This window comes from Halomonas sp. PGE1, assembly GCF_013000985.1.
Taxonomy (GTDB): domain Bacteria; phylum Pseudomonadota; class Gammaproteobacteria; order Pseudomonadales; family Halomonadaceae; genus Halomonas; species Halomonas alkalicola.
The window spans coordinates 2,909,311-2,932,353 of record NZ_CP053032.1 but is presented as its reverse complement, the minus strand read 5'-3'; the positions used below and the strand labels follow the sequence as shown (position 1 = coordinate 2,932,353).

Annotated in this window: 24 protein-coding genes and 1 tRNA gene; 11 read left to right on the top strand and 14 right to left on the bottom strand. The window is 67.6% G+C overall.

The features are described from left to right. Positions 1 to 33: 33 nt before the first annotated feature. Positions 34 to 942: a complex I NDUFA9 subunit family protein gene (locus HIR79_RS13860; RefSeq protein WP_169958798.1), complete on the bottom strand. Its 909-nt coding sequence runs from the start codon at positions 940 to 942 to the stop codon at positions 34 to 36. Between the two features lie 141 nt (positions 943 to 1,083). Here HIR79_RS13860 and HIR79_RS13855 point away from each other — a divergent pair, with 141 nt between their 5' ends. From HIR79_RS13855 to HIR79_RS13820, 8 genes are all read left to right on the top strand, one after another. Continuing rightward, positions 1,084 to 1,425: a zinc ribbon domain-containing protein YjdM gene (locus tag HIR79_RS13855; protein ID WP_119020591.1), complete on the top strand. Its 342-nt coding sequence runs from the start codon at positions 1,084 to 1,086 to the stop codon at positions 1,423 to 1,425. A 204-nt stretch (positions 1,426 to 1,629) separates the two neighbouring features. Beyond that, complete coding sequence (locus tag HIR79_RS13850) at positions 1,630 to 2,094, top strand: SUF system Fe-S cluster assembly regulator (RefSeq protein ID WP_110070469.1); 465 nt, start codon at positions 1,630 to 1,632, stop codon at positions 2,092 to 2,094. 68 nt (positions 2,095 to 2,162) lie between these two features. After that, positions 2,163 to 3,605 (top strand): Fe-S cluster assembly protein SufB, encoded by a 1,443-nt coding sequence (gene sufB / locus HIR79_RS13845; RefSeq protein WP_169958797.1) that lies wholly within the window; start codon positions 2,163 to 2,165, stop codon positions 3,603 to 3,605. Positions 3,606 to 3,637: 32 nt separating this feature from the next. After that, positions 3,638 to 4,390: a Fe-S cluster assembly ATPase SufC gene (gene sufC, locus HIR79_RS13840; RefSeq protein ID WP_119020589.1), complete on the top strand. Its 753-nt coding sequence runs from the start codon at positions 3,638 to 3,640 to the stop codon at positions 4,388 to 4,390. After that, the gene (gene sufD, locus HIR79_RS13835) at positions 4,387 to 5,733 is read left to right on the top strand and encodes a Fe-S cluster assembly protein SufD (protein ID WP_169958796.1); all 1,347 of its coding nucleotides are present in this window, start codon (positions 4,387 to 4,389) and stop codon (positions 5,731 to 5,733) included. Before sufC ends, sufD begins: the two co-directional genes overlap by 4 nt. Positions 5,734 to 5,758: 25 nt before the next feature. Beyond that, positions 5,759 to 7,015: a cysteine desulfurase gene (locus tag HIR79_RS13830; protein WP_119020587.1), complete on the top strand. Its 1,257-nt coding sequence runs from the start codon at positions 5,759 to 5,761 to the stop codon at positions 7,013 to 7,015. 8 nt (positions 7,016 to 7,023) lie between these two features. Then, the gene (sufT, locus tag HIR79_RS13825; RefSeq protein WP_110070474.1) at positions 7,024 to 7,596 is read left to right on the top strand and encodes a putative Fe-S cluster assembly protein SufT; all 573 of its coding nucleotides are present in this window, start codon (positions 7,024 to 7,026) and stop codon (positions 7,594 to 7,596) included. A 31-nt stretch (positions 7,597 to 7,627) separates the two neighbouring features. Continuing rightward, positions 7,628 to 8,380 carry a SanA/YdcF family protein gene (locus HIR79_RS13820; protein WP_240407752.1) on the top strand — a complete coding sequence of 251 codons (753 nt, stop codon included), beginning with the start codon at positions 7,628 to 7,630 and terminating at the stop codon, positions 8,378 to 8,380. A gap of 89 nt (positions 8,381 to 8,469) precedes the next feature. Here HIR79_RS13820 and HIR79_RS13815 read toward each other — a convergent pair whose 3' ends face one another. From HIR79_RS13815 to HIR79_RS13800, 4 genes are all read right to left on the bottom strand, one after another. Further along, positions 8,470 to 8,913: a hypothetical protein gene (locus HIR79_RS13815; protein WP_110070475.1), complete on the bottom strand. Its 444-nt coding sequence runs from the start codon at positions 8,911 to 8,913 to the stop codon at positions 8,470 to 8,472. Positions 8,914 to 9,025: 112 nt separating this feature from the next. Beyond that, positions 9,026 to 9,934 (bottom strand): 30S ribosomal protein S6--L-glutamate ligase, encoded by a 909-nt coding sequence (gene rimK, locus HIR79_RS13810; protein ID WP_110070476.1) that lies wholly within the window; start codon positions 9,932 to 9,934, stop codon positions 9,026 to 9,028. A gap of 40 nt (positions 9,935 to 9,974) precedes the next feature. Beyond that, complete coding sequence (locus tag HIR79_RS13805; RefSeq protein WP_110070484.1) at positions 9,975 to 10,412, bottom strand: ATP-dependent zinc protease family protein; 438 nt, start codon at positions 10,410 to 10,412, stop codon at positions 9,975 to 9,977. Between the two features lie 25 nt (positions 10,413 to 10,437). Beyond that, positions 10,438 to 11,463 carry a DUF3549 family protein gene (locus tag HIR79_RS13800; protein WP_110070477.1) on the bottom strand — a complete coding sequence of 342 codons (1,026 nt, stop codon included), beginning with the start codon at positions 11,461 to 11,463 and terminating at the stop codon, positions 10,438 to 10,440. 318 nt (positions 11,464 to 11,781) lie between these two features. Between HIR79_RS13800 and HIR79_RS13795 the strand changes: the two genes are divergently transcribed. Beyond that, on the top strand, positions 11,782 to 12,114 hold the full coding sequence (locus HIR79_RS13795; RefSeq protein ID WP_169958795.1) for a YqcC family protein: 333 nt from the start codon (positions 11,782 to 11,784) through the stop codon (positions 12,112 to 12,114). Between the two features lie 209 nt (positions 12,115 to 12,323). On the opposite strand, the gene HIR79_RS13790 is transcribed toward HIR79_RS13795, so the two are convergent. From HIR79_RS13790 to HIR79_RS13780, 3 genes are all read right to left on the bottom strand, one after another. Then, positions 12,324 to 12,971: an OmpW/AlkL family protein gene (locus tag HIR79_RS13790; RefSeq protein WP_169958794.1), complete on the bottom strand. Its 648-nt coding sequence runs from the start codon at positions 12,969 to 12,971 to the stop codon at positions 12,324 to 12,326. Between the two features lie 203 nt (positions 12,972 to 13,174). After that, complete coding sequence (locus HIR79_RS13785; protein WP_169958793.1) at positions 13,175 to 13,759, bottom strand: OmpW/AlkL family protein; 585 nt, start codon at positions 13,757 to 13,759, stop codon at positions 13,175 to 13,177. Positions 13,760 to 13,973: 214 nt separating this feature from the next. Then, entirely contained in the window at positions 13,974 to 14,585 is a 612-nt protein-coding gene (locus HIR79_RS13780) for an OmpW/AlkL family protein (protein ID WP_169958792.1), read from the bottom strand. Positions 14,586 to 14,864: 279 nt separating this feature from the next. On the opposite strand from HIR79_RS13780, the gene HIR79_RS13775 reads away from it, so the two are divergent. Then, a complete protein-coding gene (locus tag HIR79_RS13775) occupies positions 14,865 to 15,161 on the top strand; it encodes a hypothetical protein (RefSeq protein ID WP_169958791.1) in 297 nt (98 codons plus the stop codon). Between the two features lie 101 nt (positions 15,162 to 15,262). Here HIR79_RS13775 and putP read toward each other — a convergent pair whose 3' ends face one another. The 6 genes from putP to HIR79_RS13745 form a co-directional block, all read right to left on the bottom strand. Further along, positions 15,263 to 16,741 (bottom strand): sodium/proline symporter PutP, encoded by a 1,479-nt coding sequence (putP, locus tag HIR79_RS13770; protein WP_169958790.1) that lies wholly within the window; start codon positions 16,739 to 16,741, stop codon positions 15,263 to 15,265. Between the two features lie 43 nt (positions 16,742 to 16,784). Further along, entirely contained in the window at positions 16,785 to 19,976 is a 3,192-nt protein-coding gene (gene putA / locus HIR79_RS13765; RefSeq protein ID WP_169958789.1) for a bifunctional proline dehydrogenase/L-glutamate gamma-semialdehyde dehydrogenase PutA, read from the bottom strand. Positions 19,977 to 20,178: 202 nt separating this feature from the next. Next, positions 20,179 to 20,970, bottom strand: coding sequence for an AraC family transcriptional regulator (locus HIR79_RS13760; protein ID WP_169958788.1), 792 nt, complete (start codon positions 20,968 to 20,970; stop codon positions 20,179 to 20,181). 58 nt (positions 20,971 to 21,028) lie between these two features. Then, the gene (locus HIR79_RS13755) at positions 21,029 to 21,403 is read right to left on the bottom strand and encodes a hypothetical protein (protein WP_169958787.1); all 375 of its coding nucleotides are present in this window, start codon (positions 21,401 to 21,403) and stop codon (positions 21,029 to 21,031) included. A 91-nt stretch (positions 21,404 to 21,494) separates the two neighbouring features. After that, positions 21,495 to 21,568 (bottom strand) — tRNA-Gly (locus HIR79_RS13750). 375 nt (positions 21,569 to 21,943) lie between these two features. Beyond that, a complete protein-coding gene (locus HIR79_RS13745; RefSeq protein WP_169958786.1) occupies positions 21,944 to 22,360 on the bottom strand; it encodes a CBS domain-containing protein in 417 nt (138 codons plus the stop codon). 176 nt (positions 22,361 to 22,536) lie between these two features. Here HIR79_RS13745 and HIR79_RS13740 point away from each other — a divergent pair, with 176 nt between their 5' ends. Continuing rightward, entirely contained in the window at positions 22,537 to 23,040 is a 504-nt protein-coding gene (locus tag HIR79_RS13740; RefSeq protein WP_169958785.1) for a YqaE/Pmp3 family membrane protein, read from the top strand. The last annotated feature ends 3 nt before the right edge of the window (positions 23,041 to 23,043 follow it).

Genomic DNA, 23,043 nt, shown 5'->3' with positions numbered 1-23,043 from the left:
TGGGTAAGAGAGGGGCCTATCCTGCCAGGCGGCTCAGCCGGCGGCCAGGCAGGCCGGCAGGCTGTCATGTAAGGTGCGCGGCACGATGCCCAGGTCGTCGAAGGTGCCCACGTCCTCGCCGACCAGGGTGTCCTGCTGCATCAGGATCACCTGGTCCCGGGTCAGCGGCGGCGAGGGCAGGGGGGCGAGCAGGGCAGCCACGAGGCGCCAGGCCGCAAAGGGCACCGGCAGCAGGTGGCGCCGGCACGCCAGGTGGGCCAGGACCTGCTCGACGATCTGGCGGTAGGTGAGCCGCTCCGGGCCGCCCAGCTCGAACAGTCGGCGCTCCAGCGGACGTGCGCCGCTCAGGCGCACCGCGGCACGCGCCACGTCATCCACGTGCACCGGCTGCAGCCGGGTGCTGCCGCGGCCAAACAGGGGGAAGGCCGGCAGCCGTGCCAGGCGCACCAGCGCCGTGAGGAAGGCGTCGTCGGGGCCGAACAGCACCGCGGGGCGCAGCAGGATCGCCTTGGGCAGGGCATCGATCACGGCGCGCTCCCCGGCGGCTCGGGCACGCACATAGGCGGAGGGGGAGCGCTCGGCGACACCGATGCCGGAGACATGGACCAGTCGGCTCACGCCGGCCTCCCGAGCGAGTCGCGCCAGGCGCTCGGCGCCCGCGACATGGATCGCCTCGAAGGTGAGGCCGGCGCGGGGCCGTTCCACATAGAGGCTCACCGCGTTGATCACCGCGCCGCTGCCGGCAAGGGCAGCGGCGACCTGCGGCTCGTCGCGCAGGTCACAGTCCACGGCCTCCACGCGGTCCCCGGCTTCCAGCCAGTCGGGCAGGTGCGGGCGCCTTGCCGCGATGCGCACCGAGCGGCCGGCCTCCACCAGTTCGCGCACGATGGCGCGGCCCAGAAAGCCGGTGCCGCCGACGACCGTGGTGGGGGCCTCCTGCATGTCGCGTCCTTCGTGCTGCCGGGAAAGTCCCTATCCTGCCAGGCTCGGGGTAGGGCGTCATGTCCGGTGGGTCACGGCTGGAGAGCGCCCGCGGGGCGGTGTAGGCTTGGCCGCTTCCTTCCATCCTTGCCGGAGCCCGCCATGAGCGACCTTCCTCACTGTCCCGCCTGTGATTCCGCCTTCACCTACGACGACGGCCTGCAGTATGTCTGCCCGGAGTGCGGTCACGAGTGGTCCCGCGACGCCGCCACCGACGTTGCCGACCAGGCCCCCCAGGTGCGCGACGCCAACGGCAACCCCCTGGCCGATGGCGACACCGTGACCGTCATCAAGGACCTCAAGGTCAAGGGCTCGTCTCTGGTCGTGAAGGTGGGCACCCGGGTCAAGAACATCCGCCTGGTGGAGGGCGACCACGATATCGACTGCAAGGTCGATGGCATCGGCCCCATGAAGCTGAAGTCCGCGTTTGTCAAAAAAGCATAAGCGTCAAGCCGGCCTCCCACCGATAATCCTGCCCAATGAGAACGATTGTCGTTATTGATGGGATCGGCGGCGAACGTGCCGGCATCTTCCCCGCCGAACCCGCGAAACCCTCCGCTGCTCTTCACATCGGTTCGATACAGGACTAAAATGGTCCCCAATCGAGACGCGGCCCCTTTCGGGCCGCGCGCCACCGAGGAGGGCAGCATGCTCAAGCTTTCGCGGCTGACCGACTACGCCGCCGTGGTGATGGCCCAGATCGCGCGTCATCCGGAGCACTCCCATGCGGCAGGGGAGCTGGCCGAGGCGGTGCAGCTGCCGCATCCCACGGTCTCCAAGACCCTCAAGATGCTGGTCAAGGCGGGACTCCTGGAGTCGCGGCGCGGTGCCCAGGGGGGATACTCCCTGGCGCGGCCGGCATCCAGGATCACCGCCATCGATATCATCACCGCCATCGAGGGCCCGGTGGCCATGACCGAATGCAGCCATGCCGAGGGCGACTGCGACCTGGCCGCTACCTGCGGCGTCGCCGACAACTGGCAGCGGGTGTCGCTGGCCGTGCGCACCCTGCTCGACAGCGTGACCCTGGCCCACCTGGCCGACACCGCGCCGATCAAGCTGCCGGTGCAGCTGCCCATCCAGAGCGTGACCCTGGCCGCCGACACGGCCTGAGTCGCCTTACCGAATCCAAAGCGGCGAGCCTGGCTCGCCGGCCCAACCGCCCGGGGAGGGGAGACATCATGGCAAGTCAGGAAATGGAACAGCTTGTCCGTCGCGAATACAAGGAAGGCTTCGTGACCGACATCGAGAGCGACACGTTGCCACCAGGCCTCGACGAGGGCACCATCGCCTTCATCTCGAAGAAGAAGGGCGAGCCCGAGTGGATGCTGGAGTGGCGCCTGGAGGCCTACCGCAAGTGGCTGACGATGACGCCGCCCTCCTGGGCCCATCTCGACTATCCGCCCATCGACTACCAGGCGATCTCCTACTTCAGCGCGCCCAAGCGCCCGGAGGATCGCCCCCAGAGCCTGGATGAGGTGGACCCCAAGCTGCTCGAGACCTACGAGAAGCTGGGCATTCCCCTGCACGAGCGCGCGGCACTCGCCGGCGTGGCGGTGGATGCGGTATTCGACTCCGTCTCGGTGACCACCACCTTCAAGGAGAAGCTCTACGAGGCGGGAGTGATCTTCTGCTCCATCTCCGAGGCGGTGAAGGACTATCCCGAGCTGATCAAGCAGTACCTGGGCACCGTGGTGCCGGTGACCGACAACTATTTTGCGGCGCTCAACTCCGCGGTGTTCACCGACGGCTCCTTCGTCTTCGTGCCCAAGGGCGTGACCTGCCCCATGGAGCTCTCCACCTACTTCCGTATCAACGCCGCCAACACCGGCCAGTTCGAGCGCACCCTGATCATCTGCGAGGAGGGCGCCCAGGTCTCCTACCTTGAGGGCTGCACCGCGCCGATGCGTGACGAGAACCAGCTGCACGCGGCGGTGGTCGAGCTGGTGGCCCTGGACGACGCCTACATCAAGTACTCCACGGTGCAGAACTGGTACCCGGGCGACGAGGACGGCAAGGGCGGCATCTACAACTTCGTCACCAAGCGCGGCGACTGCCGCGGCGACCGCTCGCGCATCAGCTGGACCCAGGTCGAGACCGGCTCCGCCATCACCTGGAAGTACCCCTCCTGCGTGCTGCGCGGGAAGGACAGCATCGGCGAGTTCTATTCCGTGGCGGTGACCAACGGCCGCCAGCAGGCCGACACCGGCACCAAGATGATCCATATCGGCGAGGGCAGCCGCTCCAGCATCATCTCCAAGGGGATCTCCGCCGGCCGCAGCAACCAGTCCTACCGCGGCCTGGTGAAGATCGGGCCCCGTGCCAAGGGGGCGCGCAACTTCACCCAGTGTGACTCCCTGCTGATCGGCGACCAGTGCGGTGCCCATACCTTCCCCTATCAGGAGATCGGCAACAGCACCGCCACCGTGGAGCACGAGGCGACCACCTCCAAGATCGGCGAGGATCAGCTCTTCTATTGCCAGAGCCGCGGCATCTCCGAGGAGGACGCGGTGAGCATGATCGTCAACGGCTTCTGCAAGGACGTCTTCCAGGAGCTGCCGATGGAGTTTGCCGTGGAGGCCGAGGCGCTGCTGAGTGTCACCCTGGAAGGCGCGGTCGGCTAATCCCCCATTTTCAGAATTCAAAGGTAATGAAGATGCTCGAAGTCAAGGATCTGCACGTCACGGTCGAGGGCAAGGAAATCCTCAAGGGCCTTACCCTGACCATCAATGCCGGCGAAGTCCACGCCATCATGGGCCCCAACGGCGCCGGCAAGTCCACCCTCTCCGCGGTGATCGCCGGCAAGGAGGGTTACGAGGTCACGCAAGGCTCGATCACCTTCGAGGGCCAGGACGTGCTGGAGATGGAGGTCGAGGAGCGGGCCCTGGCCGGCATGCTGCTGGGCTTCCAGTATCCGGTGGAGATCCCCGGGGTGAAGAACATCTACCTGCTCAAGGCGGCGCTCAATGCCAAGCGGGCCGCCAACGGTCAGGAGGATATCCCGGCGCCGGAGTTCCTGAAGCTGGTCAAGGAGAAGATCGCCGAGATGAAGATGGACGCCAGCTTCCTGCAGCGCTCCGTCAACGAAGGCTTCTCCGGCGGCGAGAAGAAGCGCAACGAGATCCTGCAGATGCTGGTGCTGCAGCCCAAGCTCGCCATGCTCGACGAGATCGATTCCGGCCTCGATATCGACGCCATGAAGGTGGTCGCCGACGGCGTCAACAGCCTGCGCGCCGAGGATCGAGGCATCCTGCTGGTGACCCACTACCAGCGCCTGCTCGACTACATCGTGCCGGACAAGGTGCACGTGCTGGTGGACGGCCGCATCGTCAAGAGCGGCGGCGCCGACCTGGCCCTCGAGCTCGAGTCCCGCGGCTATGACTGGGTGCTGGAGGAGACCGCTGCATGAGCGATGTTCAGACCTTTCTCGACCGCCTGGCCGAGCTCGGCGCCCGGCGCGGGCCTGAGCCGACCTGGATCGCCGCCCGGCGCCAGGCCGGGGCCGCGCGCTTCGAGGCGCTGGGCTTTCCGACCCGCCGCGACGAGGCCTGGAAGTACACCGACGTGCGCGCCATCGCCCGGGGCGACTTCGCCCTGGCCGAGGACGCCGAGTTCTCCCAGGCCAGTGCCGCGGCGCTGACGCTGCCTCTCGACGCCCATCGGCTGACCTTCGTCGACGGTCACTTCTCGGCGGTGCTCTCCCAGCTCGACGGCCTGCCGGCCGGCGTGGCGCTGCTGCCGCTCTCACGAGCCCTGGAGGAGAACCACGAGGCGGTGGGTGGCCCCCTGGGCCGGCTGACCGGCGTCGACTTCTCGCCCTTCTCGGCGCTCAATACCGCCTTCATGGAGGAGGGCGCGGTGCTGCGCCTGGCGCCGGGCACCGTGGTAGAGAAGCCGATCATCCTGCAGTTCCTCTCCCGGGCCGGCGAGCGGGCGGTGATGAGCCATCCGCGCATCCTGGTGGAGGCCGGCGGTCGCAGCCAGGCGACCCTGATCGAGCACCACGTGGGGGAGGAGGCCGCGGCCAACTTCACCAACCTGGTGGCGGAGATCATGCTCGACCGCGGCGCGATCCTGACCCACTACAAGCTGCAGGAGGCGCCCCTGGCCGACCTGCACGTGGCCAGCATCCACGTGGAGCAGGGCCGCGACAGCACCTACACCTCGTTCAACCTGAACCTGGGCGGCGGCCTGGTGCGTACCGACCTGATCAGCGAGCTCAACGGTCAGGGCGCCACCGCCAACTTCTACGGCCTCTTCTACGGGCAGGGCCGCCAGCATGTGGACAGCCACACCGTGGCCAACCACAACGCGCCCCACACCTACTCCAACGAGAACTACAAGGGCATCCTCGACGACCGCGCCCATGGCGTGTTCAACGGCAGGGTGGTGGTCAAGCGCGACAGCCAGAAGATCGAGGGCTTCCAGAGCAACGCCAACCTGCTGCTCTCCGACCGGGCCGAGATCGACGCCAAGCCGGAGCTCGAGATCTACGCCGACGACGTCAAGTGCTCCCACGGCACCACCACCGGCCAGCTCGACGAGGAGGCGATCTACGCCCTGCGCGCTCGCGGCATCGACCGCCAGACCGCGCGTGGCCTGCTGACCCTGGCCTTCGCCGGCGAGGTGCTCGAGGCGGTGAGCCTGGATGCGATTTCCGAGCGCGTGGAGCTGGCGGTGGCCGGCAAGCTGCCGGAGCGCTTCAACCTGGCCGGGCTGGTGGAAGCCGCCGCGGCCCTGGGCGACGAGTGAGCGCGCCCCCGACGAGGAACTCGCCATGACTGAACTGGCTACCCGCGATGCCGACGCGCCCGTCCTGGACGTGGCGGCGATCCGCGCGGACTTTCCGATCCTCGCTCGCCAGGTGCACGGCCGGCCGCTGGTCTATCTCGACAACGCGGCCACCAGCCAGACCCCGCGGCAGGTGATCGCGGCGTTCGACGACTACTACAGTCGCTACAACGCCAACATCCACCGCGGCCTGCACACCCTGGCGGACGAGGCCACCGCGGCCTTCGAGGGCACCCGGGAGACGGTGCGCGGCTTCCTGAACGCGGCCGAGCATCGCGAGATCATCTTCACCCGCGGCACCACCGAGGCGATCAACCTGGTGGCCAACAGCTGGGGCCGCGCCAACCTGAAGGCCGGCGACGAGGTGCTGATCTCGCGCCTGGAGCACCACTCCAATATCGTGCCCTGGCAGCTCCTGGCCGCCGAGCTCGGCTTCACCATCAAGGTGATCCCGGTGGACGAGCGCGGCGTGCTGGACCTCGACGCCTACCGGGGACTCTTCACCGAGCGCACCCGGCTGGTGGCGGTCAACCACGTCTCCAATGCCTTCGGCACCGTCAACCCGGTCAAGACGATGGCCGCCATCGCCCACGCCCAGGGCGCGCTGATCCTGGTGGATGGCGCCCAGGCCACCCCCCACCAGACGGTGGACGTGCGCGACATCGACGCCGACTTCTATGCCTTCTCCGGCCACAAGGTCTATGGCCCGACCGGGGTGGGCGTGCTCTACGGCAAGGCGGCGCTGCTCGAGGCGATGCCGCCCTGGCAGGGCGGCGGCGAGATGATCAGGACGGTCTCCTTCGAGGCCGGCACCACCTTCGCCGAGATCCCCCACAAGTTCGAGGCCGGCACCCCGGCCATCGCCGAGGTGATCGCCCTGGGCGTGGCGCTCCAGTGGGTGTCAGGCGTTGGCCTGGGCGCCATCGGGGCCTGGGAGAACCGTCTGCTCGAGCACGCTACCGCCGCGGTGTCACACATCGACGGACTGCGCATCCTGGGCACCGCCCCGGGCAAGGCGGGGGTGCTGTCGTTTGTGGTCGAGGGCGCCCACGCCCAGGACATCGGCCTGCTGATCGACCAGCTCGGCGTGGCGATCCGCACCGGCCACCACTGCGCCCAGCCGCTGCTGGCCCAGTTCGGCGTGGATGCCACCTGCCGGGCGTCGTTTGCCGCCTACAACACCTTGGACGAGATCGACACCTTCGCCGAGGCGCTGACCCGCGTCATCGGCATGGTGCGCTAAGGACGCCCATGAGCGAAATCGAGCAGATAGCCAGCCTCGAGAAGGGGCAGACCCTGCCGCTGCAGCGTGACGTGGAGGCGATCTCCATTCCCTTCGGCAAGACCGTCACCCTGGCCGAGGACAGCATCGTCAGCGTGATGCAGGCCAAGGGCAGCACGGTCAGCGTCGGCTTCGAGGGTCGCCTCTACCTGATCGAGGGCGCCAACCTCGACGCCCTGGGCCTGGAGGCCCTGCCGCGGCCGACCCTGGCCGAGGACGCCTCCGAGGAGGAGATCGAGCAGTTCGTCTGGGACCAGCTGCGTACCTGCTTCGACCCGGAGATCCCGGTCAACATCGTCGACCTGGGGCTGGTCTACGGCTGTCGCATCGAGCGGCTGATCAGCGGCGAGCGTATCGTCACCATCCGCATGACCCTGACCGCCCCCGGCTGCGGCATGGGGGATGTGATCGCCGCCGACGCCCGCAACAAGATCCTCGGTGCCCCGCAGATCAGCAAGGTGCATACCGAGATCGTCTTCGATCCGCCCTGGAGTCGTGAGATGATGAGCGAAGAGGCCCGGCTCGAACTCGGCATGTTCTGACGGCGGCCTGGCCACACGCCCGGGGAGGGCCATGAAGCGAACCGCCTGGAAGGCCCTGCGGGGGCTGCTGATGACCCTGGGGGCCGCCGCGCTGCTGGCGGCCCTGCTGTTCGTGGCGGCCAATCTCTGGGTGCTGGGCCGGACCCACTCGCGCATCGAGCACACCCTGCCGCTGTGCGGCGGCGAGCGGGTGGGGATCGTCTTCGGCACCTCCCACTGGACCCGCAGTGGCGTTCGCAATCCCTACTTCGATGCACGCATGAGCGCCTCGGCCCGGCTGCTGCGCCTGGGCCGCGTCGATCACCTGCTGCTCTCCGGCGACAACCGTACCCGCTTCTACAACGAGCCCGTGACCATGTGGCGCGACCTGCGTGGCCGCCAGGTGGCCGATGCCGACCTGACCCTGGATTACGCCGGCTTCAGCACCTTCGACACCCTGGCCCGGGCCCGGGAGGTGTTCGGCGTCGAGCAGGCGCTGCTGATCACCCAGGCCTGGCACCTGCCCCGGGCGCTGTTCATCGCCGATGCGCTGGGGCTGGAGGTCACCGGCTGCGCGGTGCCATCGCCCTCGCGCAAGGTCAGCGGAGAGTGGCGGCTGCAGGCACGGGAGTGGGTGGCGCGGGTGGCCACCCTGGGGGATCTCTATGTGTGGGGACGCGAGCCCTACTTCCTGGGGCCGCTGGAGCCGCTGGAGATTGCCCCGCGCTCCTGGGAAGCCTGGCTGTTCACTGCCGACGGCGAGGCTCCCGCGGAAGACGATGGCATCACCGGCGAGGGCGGCTGACGGGGAGGGGCGAAAAATGAACGGCGCGAAAGGTGAAGGGCCCCGAAGGTGAGGGGCCCTGAAGGTGCGGTGAAGCTGAGGCGCCGGGCTCAGCGCCGGCGCGGCTTTTGCTGGGCGTAGAGTTCGCGGATCAGCGCCCGGCAGCCCTTCCAGCACTCCTCGATCACCGGCTCGATGGCATCGGGCAGGGGATGGGTATAGAGGGTCGAGAGGGCCTGCATCAGCACCCGCTCCTGCTCGAGGAGCTCGCCGATCACCACCTGGCTCTCGTTGCCGACGAAGCTCTTCAGCCGGCTCCACAGCCACATGTAGTCGTCGCGCTCCACGTCGGCATCGCGGGGCAGCATGTTGAGATGCTTGCGTGACAGCTCCTGAAGCTCGCGCATCGACCGGCTCCTGGCCTCGTAGTGAGGCTTCAGGGTGTCACGCAGGGCTGGGCGCAGGCGCTCCAGATTGTCCTGGAAATAGTCGATGCTGTCGGCCAGCGCCTCCAGGGCGCTGTCCATCGCCACCTGGCGATTGTCGAGAAACATGAGCGGTCACCTCCTCCGGTGACGCAGATTGTGGCCGGGGAAACACTGTTTTACTACCCCCGGGAAGGAATAAATATCCCCCTATTGGGCCTGGCCGGCGGCGTTCTGGCAATTACCCCTTGGGTTTAGGCGGTGCCTTGCGGTTGGGGGCGGCATTCTTCTCGATATGCTCGATGATCAGGCCGGCGATGTCCTTGCCGGTGGCGGTCTCGATGCCCTGCAGGCCGGGGGAGGAGTTGACCTCCATGATCACCGGGCCGTGGTTGGAGCGCAGCAGGTCGACGCCTGCCACTCGCAGGCCCATGGCCTTGGCGGCGCGGATCGCCGTGGAGCGCTCCTCCGGCGTGATGCGGATCACGCTGGCGGTGCCGCCGCGGTGCAGGTTGGAGCGGAACTCGCCCTCGGCGGCCTGGCGCTTCATGGCCGCCACCACCTTGTCGCCGATCACGAAGCAGCGGATATCGGCGCCGCGGGCCTCCTTGATGTACTCCTGCACCATGATGTTGGCCTTCATGCCCATGAAGGCCTGGATCACGCTCTCGGCGGCCTGGTTGGTCTCCGCCAGCACCACGCCGATGCCCTGGGTGCCCTCCAGCAGCTTGATGACCAGCGGGGCTCCCTTGACCATGGTGATCAGGTCGGGGATGTCGTCGGGCGAGTGGGCGAAGCCGGTGATCGGCAGGCCCAGCCCCTTGCGGGAGAGCAGCTGCAGCGAGCGCAGCTTGTCCCGGGAGCGGGTGATGGCCACCGAGTCGTTGATCACGTAGGTGCCCATCATCTCGAACTGGCGCAGCACGGCGCAGCCGTAGAAGGTCACCGAGGCGCCGATGCGCGGGATCACCGCGTCGAAGGGCTCGAGCTCCTCGCCCTTGAGGTGGATCGAGGGGTGGTGGGCGGCGATGCTCATGTAGCAGCGCAGGGTATCCACCACCCGGATGCTGTGGCCCCGCTGTTCGGCGGCTTCCACCAGGCGGCGGGTGGAGTAGAGATTGCGGTTGCGTGACAGCAGCGCGATATGCATCGAGGGGCTCCAGTGGCCGGGGGGCGGGGTGGCGTTCGCTTCAGGGTTCGCCGTGCAGGAAGGCGGCGCCGGGCGCCACCAGCAGACGGCGCAGGGCGCGGCGGCCCAGCAGCATGGGGTGGCGCATGTTGCGGCGGTCGGTCAGGGTCAGCTCCACCGGAAACTCCAGGTCGCCCAGGCGCATGGTGGTGCGGATCACATAGCGCCACTCCTCCTGGCCGTTGGAGCTGCGCACCTTGCGGCGGTCATGCAGGTGCATGCGGAACACGTGGGGCGGCGTGTGCGGGCCGCCGCTGCGCGTCGTGAAGCTGACCCACAGGTGGCCGTCCTCCTCGAAGGATTCGATGTCCTCGGCGTGCAGCGCCGAGGTGCGCGCGCCGCTGTCGGCCTTGGCGCACAGGGTCAGGTGCATCTCCGGCAGTTCCACCATCTCGCGACGGCCGATCACCGCCTTGGGGGTGTAGGGCAGTTCTCTCATGCTCATGGGAATCCTTGCAGGCCTGTCAGCGGGTCAGGGCGGCCAGCCGGCGGCCGATCGGGCTCTCCGGGGCGGCCTCGCGCAGGGTCATCAGCACCGGCAGCCGCAGCCGCGGCACCAGCGCGAGGTCGCGGGCCACGCTCATGAAGTCGGCGGCCTCGCAGGCGGCCAGCCGTCCGAGAAAGTTGGGCAGCCGCTCAGCATCCTCCAGGTGGCGCCAGCCGCGCCCGGCCATGGCCGCCAGCAGGTCGGGGCCGCAGGCGTCGTCATCGGCCAGCAGCTCGTCGTACCAGGCCCCGGCCAGCTCGCCCTCGGCGCCGGCCACGGCGCGCACGCAGGCGGAGAATACTTCGATGTCGCCGGCCCGGGCCGCCGCCTCACCGCGGTTGCGCAGTGCCCGGACAAGGCCAACCCCGATGGCCACATGTTCCAGACAGTAGCACAGCGAGGTGAGCACTTCGTGGGGCAGCTCGGGCAGCCGGGTGGCCAGCCGGGCCTGCTCATCGGCGTCCATGCGCACGACGAAGTCCGCCAGCCCCTGCAGGCCCAGGGCCTGCCAGTCGATGGCCTGCTGGCCGCTCAGGTAGGCCTCCACCGGCTCCAGGTGCTGGCTGGCCGGCAGGTCCAGGTCGAGACTGGCGCGGGCATGCAGCAGGGCCTGGAAGGGCAGCGAGGGAGTGAAGGCCAGCGGGTTGTCCTTCATCAGGTTGTCCACCGCCTCGCCGTCCTCGCGCCCGACGCTTTGCACGCTGCGCCCCAGGGTCTCCAGCAGGCGCTGCAGGAAGGCGTCGCGGGGCGCCGGCACCAGCTGGCCCTGTTCGTCCAGGGGCAGGGCGAGGAACCAGATGACCGGCTCGGGCATGTCACCCAGGCGGAACACCAGGCCGAGACGCGCCTGGCCCTGCCAGGGGGCCGGCCAGGCCTGCTCGCCCGCCTCGAAGGCCGCCAGGGTCGCCATCTCGCAGGGCTCGACGCGTCTGCCCAGATGGTAGAGCCGTACCGCGGCGCCGCTGCGCACGAAGAAGTCATGTAAGGTGTTGATGGGCTGCATGCTCTCTCCCGTCGTCGAACCGTGCACTCTACCTTGGTCGTGCCTTGCTGTCAGCAGCTTCGGGGCGGCCGGGAGGGGGTGGCTGGTCAATTCTTGAACGATGCGCGGCGAGGCCCGTGAGACGTGGCCCCTGGACGCCTTTCCAGAGTTTATCCACAGCCCCGTTCAGGAAAACTGTGAACTGTGCACAACGCTGCCCGAGACGCCGTCGCGCTGTGCACAACCCCGGGGATTGCGCCCGGCGATGAGCGTGCGGCGGGGTGGTCGGGGAGGGAGCCGGTGGGGATAATGGCGGCTCATGCACCAGAGGACGTCACCATGAGCGTACATCAGGAGCTGGCGGCGGCCCTGCGCGAGCTGGAAGCCACCATGCGCGCCACCGACCAGTGGCGAATGGCCCGGCCAGACCCCATCGCCTTCGAGAGCGTCGAGCCCTTCTGTGCCGACACCATGTCGCTGCCGCAGTGGCTGCGCTTCGTCTTCATCGTGCGCCTGGAGGCGCTGGTGGAGGCGCGGGCGCCGATGCCGGCGAAGTGCGAGGTGGCCCCCGCCGTGGAGGCGTGGCTGGCCCAGTCGGGGGTCAGCGGGGTCGAGCGGCAGATGCTGATCCAGGCCGTGGCGTCGGTCGACCGGCTGGTCACCGAGAACTGAGGCCTTGGTGGCCTGTGGCCTTGCGGCTGCCACAGGCGCGGCGCGACCAGGGTCCAGTTGAAGAACGCGCCCACGAGCAGGCCGATGCCGATCCAGGCCGAGCCCAGACTTGGGGGCTCGGTGGAGCGGTGGTGGTGGCGGGAGGATTTCGCCCCTGCCAACGCAGCGAGGCCCGCCACTGGCGGGCCTCGTCATGGTGCGAAGGAAGATCAGAAACGGTAGCTGATGCCGCCCATCACCACCAGGGGGTCGATTTTGATCGTTCCGACGTCAACGCCTTCGATCTTAGCGTCGGTATCGATATCGATATACCAAGCGGCGGCGTTGAGCGCCCAGTTGTCGTTGATCAGCAGGTCCACGCCCACCTGACCGGCGGCGCCCCAGGAGCTGGAGAGATCAAGGTCCAGGCCAATGTCGGTTTTTTCGCTGGAGAAGCGGGTGTAGTTGACGCCCACGCCCACATAGGGCTGTACCAGGGCCGCGGTGCCGCCCAGCGGGTAGTACTGCACGGTCAGAGTCGGCGGCAGATGTTTGGTAGAGCCGCCAGTCACGCCATCGACTTGGAAGTCGTGCTTGAAGGGCAGGGCTGCCAGCAGCTCGACACCGACGTTATCGTGGAAGCGGTAGCCCAGAGTAAAGGCAAAGCCCGTGTCATCTTCCACATTGACGCCATAGGAGGAAAGTGAGGGGTCAAGGCCAGCCAAGTTGAGTTCACCGTTATCACTCTTCGGCGCCACCTTGGCCACGCCCAGGCGGGCAAAGAAGTCGCCGGCGCCGTAGGCCAGGGCCTGGGTGCTGGTGGTGAAGGCGGCGGCGGCCAGGCCGGCGGCCAGCAGGGCGGGGAGGGGTTTGCGCATGGAGGCAACTCCTTGTTGATGCTGTTGGGCATTGACAGGTGACAGTGCTTGGCCTGCCAGGGGATGTCGCCAGTGTAATCAGTCCGCCTGGTGGCGTTCTTGACCCAGAGCAAGAGTCGTTCGGTACAACTTTCCGGCCACCAGACGGCAAGACGCCGGGCCAGGGCCCGGCGTCTTGGGTCAGCGGCGGCTTCGTCAGGCGATCAGAAGCGCAGGGTCACGCCGCCGCCGATGGTCATCGGGTCCACCTTGGCGGTGCCGATGCGCTCGCCGTCCACGGAGATCCGCGAGTCCACGTCGGCGTAGTTGGCGAAGCCGTTGAGCATCAGGTTGTCGGTGATGGCGAGATCCACGCCCACCTGGCCCACGGCGCCATAGCTACGGCGGGCGTCCACGCCCTCCGGCTCGCCGGAGAAGCGGGTGTAGTTGAGGCCGGCGCCCACGTAGGGCTGCACGCGGGAGTCCAGGCCGCCCAGCGGGTAGTAGTTGACCAGCAGGTTGACCGGCATCCGGTCGATGGTGTTGCCACCGTCGATGGTGTGCTCGATCTTCTCGGAGCTGTTGAGCTCCACGCCGATCTTGTCGTGGAACAGGTAGCCGGCGCCGAAGGTAAAGCCGGTCTCGCCGCTGCTGACGCCGTCGAGCACGCCGTTGTCGGAGCGGGTGTCGGACTTGGCGAAGCCGCCGCGCACGAAGGTGTCGCCGGCGCTGTAGGCCAGGGCGGCCTGGCTGGCGAAGGCGCAGCTGGCAGCGATGGCGGCGGCGGTGATCAGTCGAGTGGTACGCATGTCAGGATCCTCCTGTTGCTTCACGCAAGAGCCTAGCCGGAACGCCCGGTGGCTTGTGACGAAAGCATTATAGGAAACACTGTTTCCAAATGTCCCGTCACGAGTGGTCAAGAATTGTGAAAGTTCTTATCACCGCGGGTCGAGCGAGAAGGAGAAGTGCAGACACGACGGCGCCGGGCAGGTGCCCGGCGCCGTGGCAGAAGATAGGTAGGAATCAGAAGCGGTAGGTGATGCCGCCACCGATGGTCATGGGGTCGATCTTGGCCTCGCCGATCTTGTCGCCTTCGAGCCGCACGTCCGCCGAGACATCGGCATAGCTCACAAAGCCATTGAGCATCACGCCCTGGGCCACGGCGAGATCCACGCCCAGCTGGCCGATGGCGCCATAGCTGCGGCGCACGTCGATCGGCAGAGGGGTATCTTCGCCGGAGAAGCGGGTGTAGTTGAGGCCGGCGCCCACGTAGGGCTGCACGCGTGAGTCCATGCCGCCCAGCGGGTAGTAGTTGACCAGAAGATTGATCGGCATCCGATCGACGCTGCCGAACTCACCGCCGCCGAGAGTCAGGTCGTGCTCGAACTTTTCGGAGCTGTTCAGTTCTATCCCCAGTTTGTCGGTGAAGAGATAGCCGAGACCATAGGTAAAGCCGCTGGCACTGCTAACCCCCAAGTCTAACTCGGCGGCCTGGCCGTTGTCTGAACGCGTGTCTGTCTTTGCGTAGCCGCCGCGCACAAAGATATCGCCCGCCTGGTAGGCCAGGGCCGCCTGGCTGGCGACGAGGCCCCCGGCGGAGAGCAGGGCGGCAGTGAGAAGGAAGTGCTTTTTCATCAGGGTATCCTCGCATCGATCATGGGCGTCACAGGCCCGAGGGGTTTTTCTTGTACATTCTGACTATAGAAAAACATTTGGTAGAAGTCTTGTAAAGATTTTGGATGGCCGTGATAGACCCTGATGGTCGGCATCACGGGAGATTTCGGCGGTGGCGACGGGGCACAGGCGCGGGCCTTGCTGTACAAGATTTTTCGCGCTGCGGAATCGACGGTTCGCGCTCCGGGCGGAAATCGTCTTGACTTGAGGGAGGACAAGGAGAAGCCAGGGGGAAGACCCATGCGGATTGCCCAGCGCCTGAGTCGCGCGAGGTGGGAGCCCGAAATTTCGCTGCTGGTCGCGGCATTTCTGGCGGTCTGGCTGCTGCTGCAGCCGGCATTGATCCAGGGACTGCCATTCATGCTGAGGCTGCCGGCCATCCTGCTCGGGCTGTGGGCCCTGGGCGCCGCCTTCCTGCGCCCGCTGGCGCTGCAGGCCCCGCGCCGCCGGGGTCATCGGCTGCTGTCGCCGCCCTGGAGCCTGGTGGCGCTCGCGCTGTTTGCCCTGCTGCTTGTGGGAAGAGCGTTGCTGGCCTGAGCCTTTCCCCCGCCCCTGCTTTTAGGTCACGCCGGAATGCAGAAAGCCGCCCCGTGGGGCGGCTTTCCGGTTCAGGGTGGCAGGGGACAGGCCCCCGGCACTCAGGTGCGGTCGAAGGTGTCGAAGTCGGCGGTGATGGCGTCCGTCGGCTCCTCGGTGGCCAGGCTCGCCACCACGATGGCGATATAGGCGAAGATCACCCCGGGCACGATCTCGTAGAGGTCGAAGATCCCGCCGGAGAGCTCGGCCCACACCACTACGGTGATGCCGCCCACCACGATGCCGGCCAGGGCGCCCCACTTGTTCATGCGGCGCCAGTAGAGCGACATGATCAGCGCCGGGCCGAAGGCGGCACCGAAGCCGGCCCAGGCGTAGGCGACCAGGTCGAGCACGGTGGCATCGGGGTTGAGCGCCAGCAGGTAGGCCAGCACGGCGATGCCGATCACCGCGAAGCGGCCCACCCACACCAGCTCGGACTGCGAGGCCTCCTTGCGGAAGATCGCCTTGTAGAAGTCGTCGGTCAGCGCCGAGGAGGAGACCAGCAGCTGGGAGTCGGCGGTGGACATGATGGCGGCCAGGATGGCGGCCAGCAGGATACCGGCGATCACCGGATGGAAGATCAGGTTGACCATCACCATGAACACCGTCTCGCCGTCGGCCAGGTCGCGCTGCACGAAGCCCACGCCGAGCAGGCCCACGGCGATGGAGCTGACCAGCGCGATGGCGGTCCAGCTCACCGCGATGCGGCGGGCGGCGGGGATGTCACGGTCGCTGCGGATGGCGGCGAAGCGGGCCAGGATATGGGGCTGGCCGAAGTAGCCGAGGCCCCAGGCCAGGGAGCTGACGATGCCGATGACGGAGAGTGCCTCGCCGGTGGAGGCGTCGCGGAACCAGGCCAGCATGTACTCGCTCTCGGCGGCCAGGGCCGCGCCGGCGCCGCTCGCCCCGCCGAGATCGCTGAAGGCGATGATCGGCACGATGGCCAGCGCCGCCGCCATCATCAGGCCCTGGATCAGGTCGGTCCAGGAGACCGCCAGGAAGCCACCGATGAAGGTGTACATGATGATGGTCAGGGTGCCGATGGTGACGGCGATGCGGTAGTCGAAGCCGAACACGGTCTCGAACAGCCGGCCGCCGGCCACCAGGCCCGAGCTGGTGTAGAAGAGGAAGAACATCAGGATGAAGATCGCCGAGATCACCCGCAGCAGGTGCGACTTGTCCTGGAAGCGGTTGGCGAAGTACTCCGGCAGGGTCAGGGCGTCACTGACCTTGAAGCTGTAGAGGCGCAGGCGGCGCGCCACGATCAGCCAGTTGAGCCAGGTGCCGATCAGCAGGCCCACGGCGATCCAGCTGGCCGAGATGCCGCTGACGTAGGCCGCGCCGGGCAGGCCGAGCAGCAGCCAGCCGGACATGTCCGAGGCGCCGGCGGAGATCGCCGAGGTCCAGGGGCCGAGCGAGCGGCCGCCGAGGATATAGTCGGAGAGGTTGGTGGTGCGCTTGTAGGCGACGATGCCGATGCCGAGCATCAGTGCCAGGTACACCACGAAGGTGAAGCCGATGGCCATGTTGTTCTGAACCATTAGGGGGTTCCTTCAGTTTATTGTCGTTACAGACGAGCGGGGCTCACTCGTCTCCCAGCGCAAGCAGTGACGCGTTGCCGCCCAGCGCGGCGGTGTTGACGGTCACCGTCTTTTCCGTGGCGAAGCGCAGCAGGTAGTGCGGCCCGCCGGCCTTGGGTCCGGTCCCGGAGAGGCCCTGGCCGCCGAAGGGCTGAACGCCCACGACGGCGCCGATGATATTGCGGTTGACGTACACATTGCCAACGCGAATCTTCTGCGCTATTTCATCGGCGAAGGACTCATTGCGGCTATGAACGCCGAAGGTCAGTCCATAACCCCGCCCGTTGATCGACTCGATCACCCGGTCGATCTCGCTGGCCCGGTAGCGCACAATGTGCAGTATCGGGCCGAACTGTTCCCGCTCCAGCGCCTCGATGCCGTCGATCTCGAAGGCCACCGGGGCGACGAAGGTGCCGTCGCCGGTGAGCCGCGGGTCGAGGCGGGTCTCGGCGACCAGGCGTCCCTCGGCCTTGAGCCTCTCGATATGGGCCCCGAGGCCGCGGCGAGCGTCCTCGTCGATCACCGGGCCGACGTCGGTGCCCAGGTCGCGGGGGTCGGCCACGCGCAGTTCATTCATGGCGCCCTCGAGGATCGTGATGACCCGGTCGGCCACGTCCTCCTGGAGGTAGAGTACGCGCAGCGCCGAGCAGCGCTGGCCGGCGCTCTGGAAGGCGGACTGGATGACATCGGCGACCACCTGCTCCGGCAGGGCGGTGGAGTCGACGATCATGGCGTTCATGCCGCCGGTCTCGGCGATCAGGGTGGGCAGGGCGGCTCCCTCGCGGGCGGCCAGGGCGCGGTTGATGATCTGTGCCGTATCGGTGCCGCCGGTGAAGACCACGCCGGTGATGCGCGGATCGCTGGTCAGCACGCTGCCCACGGTGGGCCCATCGCCGGGCAGCAGCTGGACCACGTCGCGGGGCATGCCGGCCTCATGGAGCAGCTCGATCACCCGGTGGGCGACGATGGAGGTCTGCTCGGCGGGCTTGGCCAGCACGGTGTTGCCGGCCACGGCGGCGGCCACCACCTGGCCGCAGAAGATCGCCACCGGGAAGTTCCAGGGGCTGATCGCCGCAAAGACGCCCTTACCGGCGAGCATCAGCTGGTTGGATTCGCCGGTGGGGCCGGGCAGGGCGATGGGCTGGCCGAACAGCTCCTCCGCTTTCATGGCGTAGTAGCGGCAGAAGTCCACCGCCTCCTTGATCTCGTCGACGCCATCGGTGAGCAGCTTGCCCCCCTCCCGGGAGCAGAGCGTCATCAGCTCGGCCATATGGGCCTCCATCAGGTCGCCGAGGCGGCGGACGATGGCGGCGCGCTCGGCCACCGGGGTGCTCTCCCAGCGCGGGAAGGCAGCCCAGGCGGCATCCACGGCGCGGGCGGCCTGCTCGGCGCTGGTCCACTGCACAATCCCGACCCGCTTGCGGCGGTCGTAGGGGCTTGCGACCGCGTGCTGGCTGGCCGGGTCATCGGCCACCTCGAAGGCCAGCAGCGGCCCGACCCGGTGCTCCTTCTCCATGCTGGCGGCCATCTCATCCATCAGCGGCTGGTACTGGCTGCGCACGTTGAGGTTCACGCCGCGGGAGTTGGGGCGGCCGGGGCCGAAGATGTCACGCGGCAGGGGAATGCGCGGGTTGGCGTAGGTCTGGTACTGGCGCAGGGTCTCGGCCGGGTGCACGCAGAGCGACGCCACCGGCACGTCGGGGTCCACCAGCTGGTGCACGAACGACGAGTTGGCGCCGTTCTCGAGCAGCCGCCGTACCAGGTAGGGGAGCAGGTCCTTGTGGGCACCCACGGGCGCATAGATGCGGCAGTAGGTGCCCTTGGGCGCGCGGGTCAGGGCCGCGTCGTAGAGCGCCTCGCCCATGCCGTGCAGGCGCTGGAACTCGAACGGACGGGAGGCGTCGTTGGCCAGCTCCAGGATGGTGCTGATGGTGTGGGCGTTGTGGGTGGCGAACTGCGGGAAGATGCGCCCGCGGGTGGCGTCCGAGAGCAGGAAGCGCGCGCACACCAGGTAGGCCACGTCGGTGCTGGCCTTGCGGGTGTAGACCGGGTAGCCGTCGACCCCGAGCTGCTGGGACTCCTTGATCTCGCTGTCCCAGTAGGCGCCCTTGACCAGGCGCAGGGGGATCTCGTCACCCTGCTGGTCGGCCAGCCGGTTGAGATAGTGCAGCACCGGCAGGGCGCGCTTGGAGTAGGCCTGCACCACCAGCCCGAAGTGCCCCCAGCCCCTGCCGACATCGCTCTCGTAGACCGCACGGAACACCTCCAGGGAGATCTCCAGTCGGTCGACCTCCTCGGCGTCGATGGTCAGGGCCACGTCGAGCTCGCGGGCCATGGCGGCGAGCTTCTTCACGCTGTCGACCAGCTCGTGCAGGACCTGGTCGCGGCGCCCGAACTCGTAGCGGGGGTGCAGGGCCGAGAGCTTGATGGAGACCGAGGGCGCCGGGGTCTTCGCGGAGAGCGCCTTGCTGGTCTTGCCCACCCGCTCGATGGCGCGGGCATAGTCGTTGAAGTACTTGGCCGCGTCGCTGCGGGTGCGCGCCGCCTCTCCGAGCATGTCGTAGGAGTAGGTGTAGCCCTTGTCGAACAGCGGCCGGGAGCGCTTGAGCGCCTCGTCGATATCGCGCCCCAGCACGAACTGCTTGCCCATCACCTTCATCGCCTCGCGCATGGCGCGGCGGATCACCGGCTCGCCCATGCGGTTGACCAGCTTGTTGATGAAGCTGGCCGGCCGGCCATCCTTGGGGTGGTCCAGGTTGATCACCCGGCCGGTCATCAGCAGGCCCCAGGTGGAGGCGTTGACGAACCAGGAGTCGCTCTGGCCGAGGTGGGATTTCCAGTCGGCGGGACCGAGCTTGTCCTCGATCAGTGCATCGGCGGTGGCCGTGTCGGGAATGCGCAGCATGGCCTCGGCCAGGCACATCAGCATCAGCCCCTCGTGGGTGTCGAGGCTGTACTGCTGGAGCAGCTCGTCGATGGAGTCCACGGCGGTATCCATCTCGCGGACCTCGCGGACCAGCTCGCCGGTCTTGTCGGCAATACGCTGGAAGTCGCGGGAGTCGGCGTCCAGCGCCTTGATCAGCTCGGCCACGAAGGCCTCCTCGTCGACCACGTAGTGGTCGCTGATGCGAGCAAAGAGGGTGTCGAGGTCCTGCTGCCAGGTGGCGTTGTCCAGCATCTTGTTGGAGTCGAGCATGAAAGGTTCCCTGGTGGTGTCGTCAGGCGGTAGGGAGCCGCAGGTACGGCCATGCCCAAGAGGGTAGGAGCGTGCCTGCGGCGCCGCTTGCGAATTCCGCGGAAGAACGTGTTGATTCCGCGGTTTCTGGCGCCTGACTGTTCAGGGTATTAGACGTTGGTCTAATTATGTGCTGGGGGGATCGTCCGTGGCGGGAGACGTCTCATCGAAGCGAGGGGGGGCGCTGACCGTTGAGCCGACCGGGGTGTCGCAGGCGGCTGGGGGGCTGGCCGAAGGCTTCCCGGCAGGCGTGGGAGAGGGCGCTCTGGCTGGCGAATCCGGTCCGGGCGGCGACCTCGGAAAGCGGCAGGGCGCTTCCCGTGAGCAGATACCGTGCGGCTTCCAGGCGGCGAGTGCGCACGTACTGCCATGGCGTCACGCCGGCCTGCTCGCGAAAGCAGAGGCGAAAGTGGGCCTCGCTGAGACAGGCCTCCCGGGCCAGGTCGGCGACGCTGAGGGGGCTTGCCAGATGGCGCTCGATGAAGCGGTCCAGGCGGGCCAGGTCGAGCCGGCGGCCGCGGGGTGGGGCGGGGGCATCGGGCAGGCGGTCGTTCAGGCAGCCGAGCAGGGTGGCCGCCAGGCGCTCCTGCTGTGGCTCGCTGCCGCCAGCGACATCGAGCTCCAGCAGCAGGAAATCCAGGTAGCGCTTGAGCGGTTCATCCAGGGCAAAGAAGCGCGGTGCGTCGAACAGTCGCGACAGCTCGTGGTGAATACCGATGAGGCAGTGGGCCTCACTCGGCAGGTCGAGAATCAGCTGACGGTTCTGGCCGGTGCCGGCGTAGTAGTGCACATGATTGGCGGGGACGATGCAGCCGGAGAAGGCGGAGATGGCTCCGCCCAGCCCTTCGATCTCGAACTCTGCTTGCCCCTCCAGGCCGATCACGATCTGGTGAAAGTTGTGGGCGTGATGGCGTGTGGCGGTATCGAGGGGGATCTGGCGGATGGCACTCGACATGTCGGGCCCCGTTCAAGCGGGATGAGCTTTCCATTCTAACGCGTTTCGCGGCCCTGGTTCATTCCACGCTGGGTGGACGCTCCCGGAGGGCCAGGTGCCGGGCGAGGTGATCGCGCAGGGCGGTGAGCTCCTCCTGGCCGGTGGCGTCGAGCAGCGGCTTGCCGCGGGTGACCCGGCCGTGGTTGCCATGCTCATCGACCAGGCGCTGGGCGCGGCGGCGGATGCCGTCGAGGGTCTCGTCATGGCGGATGGGGTAGCCGATGATGGTATTCCACTCGGTCTCACCGACCTGGCTGTGCAGGGCACGATCGATCAGATCGAGCAGCTGGGCGGGTTCGGTTCGGTAGCGCGGCGTGCCGGAAAGCAGCAGCAGTGCCACCATACCGCCGAAGATCAGCAGGCAGACAGCGAAGACGAGCAGGAAGAGGGCCATGGGCGCCACCAGAGAAGGATCCCATCTCATAAGTGACCCCGGGGAGGGCTCCTGAACCCACGTATAAAATGAAAAAAGTACTGCAATAACGTGGAGCGGGTGAAGGGAATCGAACCCTCGTCTTAAGCTTGGGAAGCTTCTGCTCTACCATTGAGCTACACCCGCTGGGCGGAATCGATAGTAAAACCAACCGCTTAGCCTTGCAAGCCGCGTCGCGCTCTTTTTCACGATTATGACGCAAGTGGCTGTTTTTGCACCGTGTTGCCGGCAGGCCCAGGGGCGACGAGCACGGGACGATGCGGGACCCGGCCAGAAATTTTCGCCCCTTCCCGAACTTTTTCTCGCAGCACTGTCTGAGTTAGCACAGGCAACAGCGCGATAGCAGTCGCTAACACTGTTGTTCTGGCTCGCAGTTTTTCGATCGATGCTTGGCCGCTTCCCCATGGAGGCGGCCTTCTTTTTGGGCACAGGATGGGCGGTGGCGGGGCCGAGACGGCCGCGCGCCTCGCCGGAGGGCCGGCGAGGCGCGCGGGAAGTCGCTCAGTGGTTGTGCTTGTGGCGCATGCTGAGAATGGCGTTGAGGACGTCGCGGCGCGTGACGATGCCTACCAGGCGCTCCTGTTCGACCACCGGGTAGACCTTGGGCTTGCTGCCCAGCATCTCCTGGGCCAGGTCGGTGATGCTCTTGTTGGGCGTGACGGTGAGCACCTCGTGGCGCATCAACTCCCGCACCAGCGGCGGCTCCTCGTTGAGGTAGGTGCTCTCCAGCACCTTGCCGAGCACATCCTGCTCCGAGATGAAGCCGATCAGGTGATCGTGCTCGTCGACCACCGGGACGCCGGGCAGCCGGTGCAGTGACAGCCCTTCGGCCAGGGTCGACACGGCGGTCTTGGCGGTGACCCGATAGCAGTCACGGGACATGATCTCGCGAACGGTGGTGGGGGCCTTGTTGGGCATGGCGTATCTCCTTGTGCCGGTTCATCATCAGCCCGGTTCGCCTACAGCATAGTCGACCCTCGGCCGCTGCCGAGCCCGGCGGGCGTTAAACCGTCAACGCTGTGCAAGCCCGGCCGGAACCCCAGCCGGCGCCACGATCTCCAAGAGAGTGTGCCCCCGACGACACAGGAGCTCCCATGGATGCCCGCGAATACCTGGCCAGGAAGGGCCTCGACGGCGACCGCGACGCCGAGCGTCCCACCACCCTGGAGGAGAAGGCCTGGGCCCGGGCCCGCGAGGCCGGTGACCACCGGCCGCGCTCCGGTACGCCCCACGACTGGGAGGAGTGGGAGCGCTACCACGATGAGCTGGCCGACGGCGCCGAGACCCTGCAGCAGAAGATCGACCGCGAGGCGCACCGCCGGCTGCTCGACCACCCGCCGCCCGCGGGCATCGGCGCCCACGAGGTCCGCGGCGCACCCCCTCCAGCCGAGAAGGGTGTGGCGCCGTCTTCCGCGGCGCCAGCCCCGGCCGAACCCCGCACGGCACTGCTGGCGCTGGCCGTACTGATGCCACCCCTGGCGGTGGGGCTTGCGCGTGGCTCGGACGGAAGGGTCGGGCGCTGCCTGCTGCTGACGCTGCTGGGCTGGGTCCCGGGGGTGCTCTATGCCTGGCGCCTGGTGACCCGTCCCCCGCATTGAGCG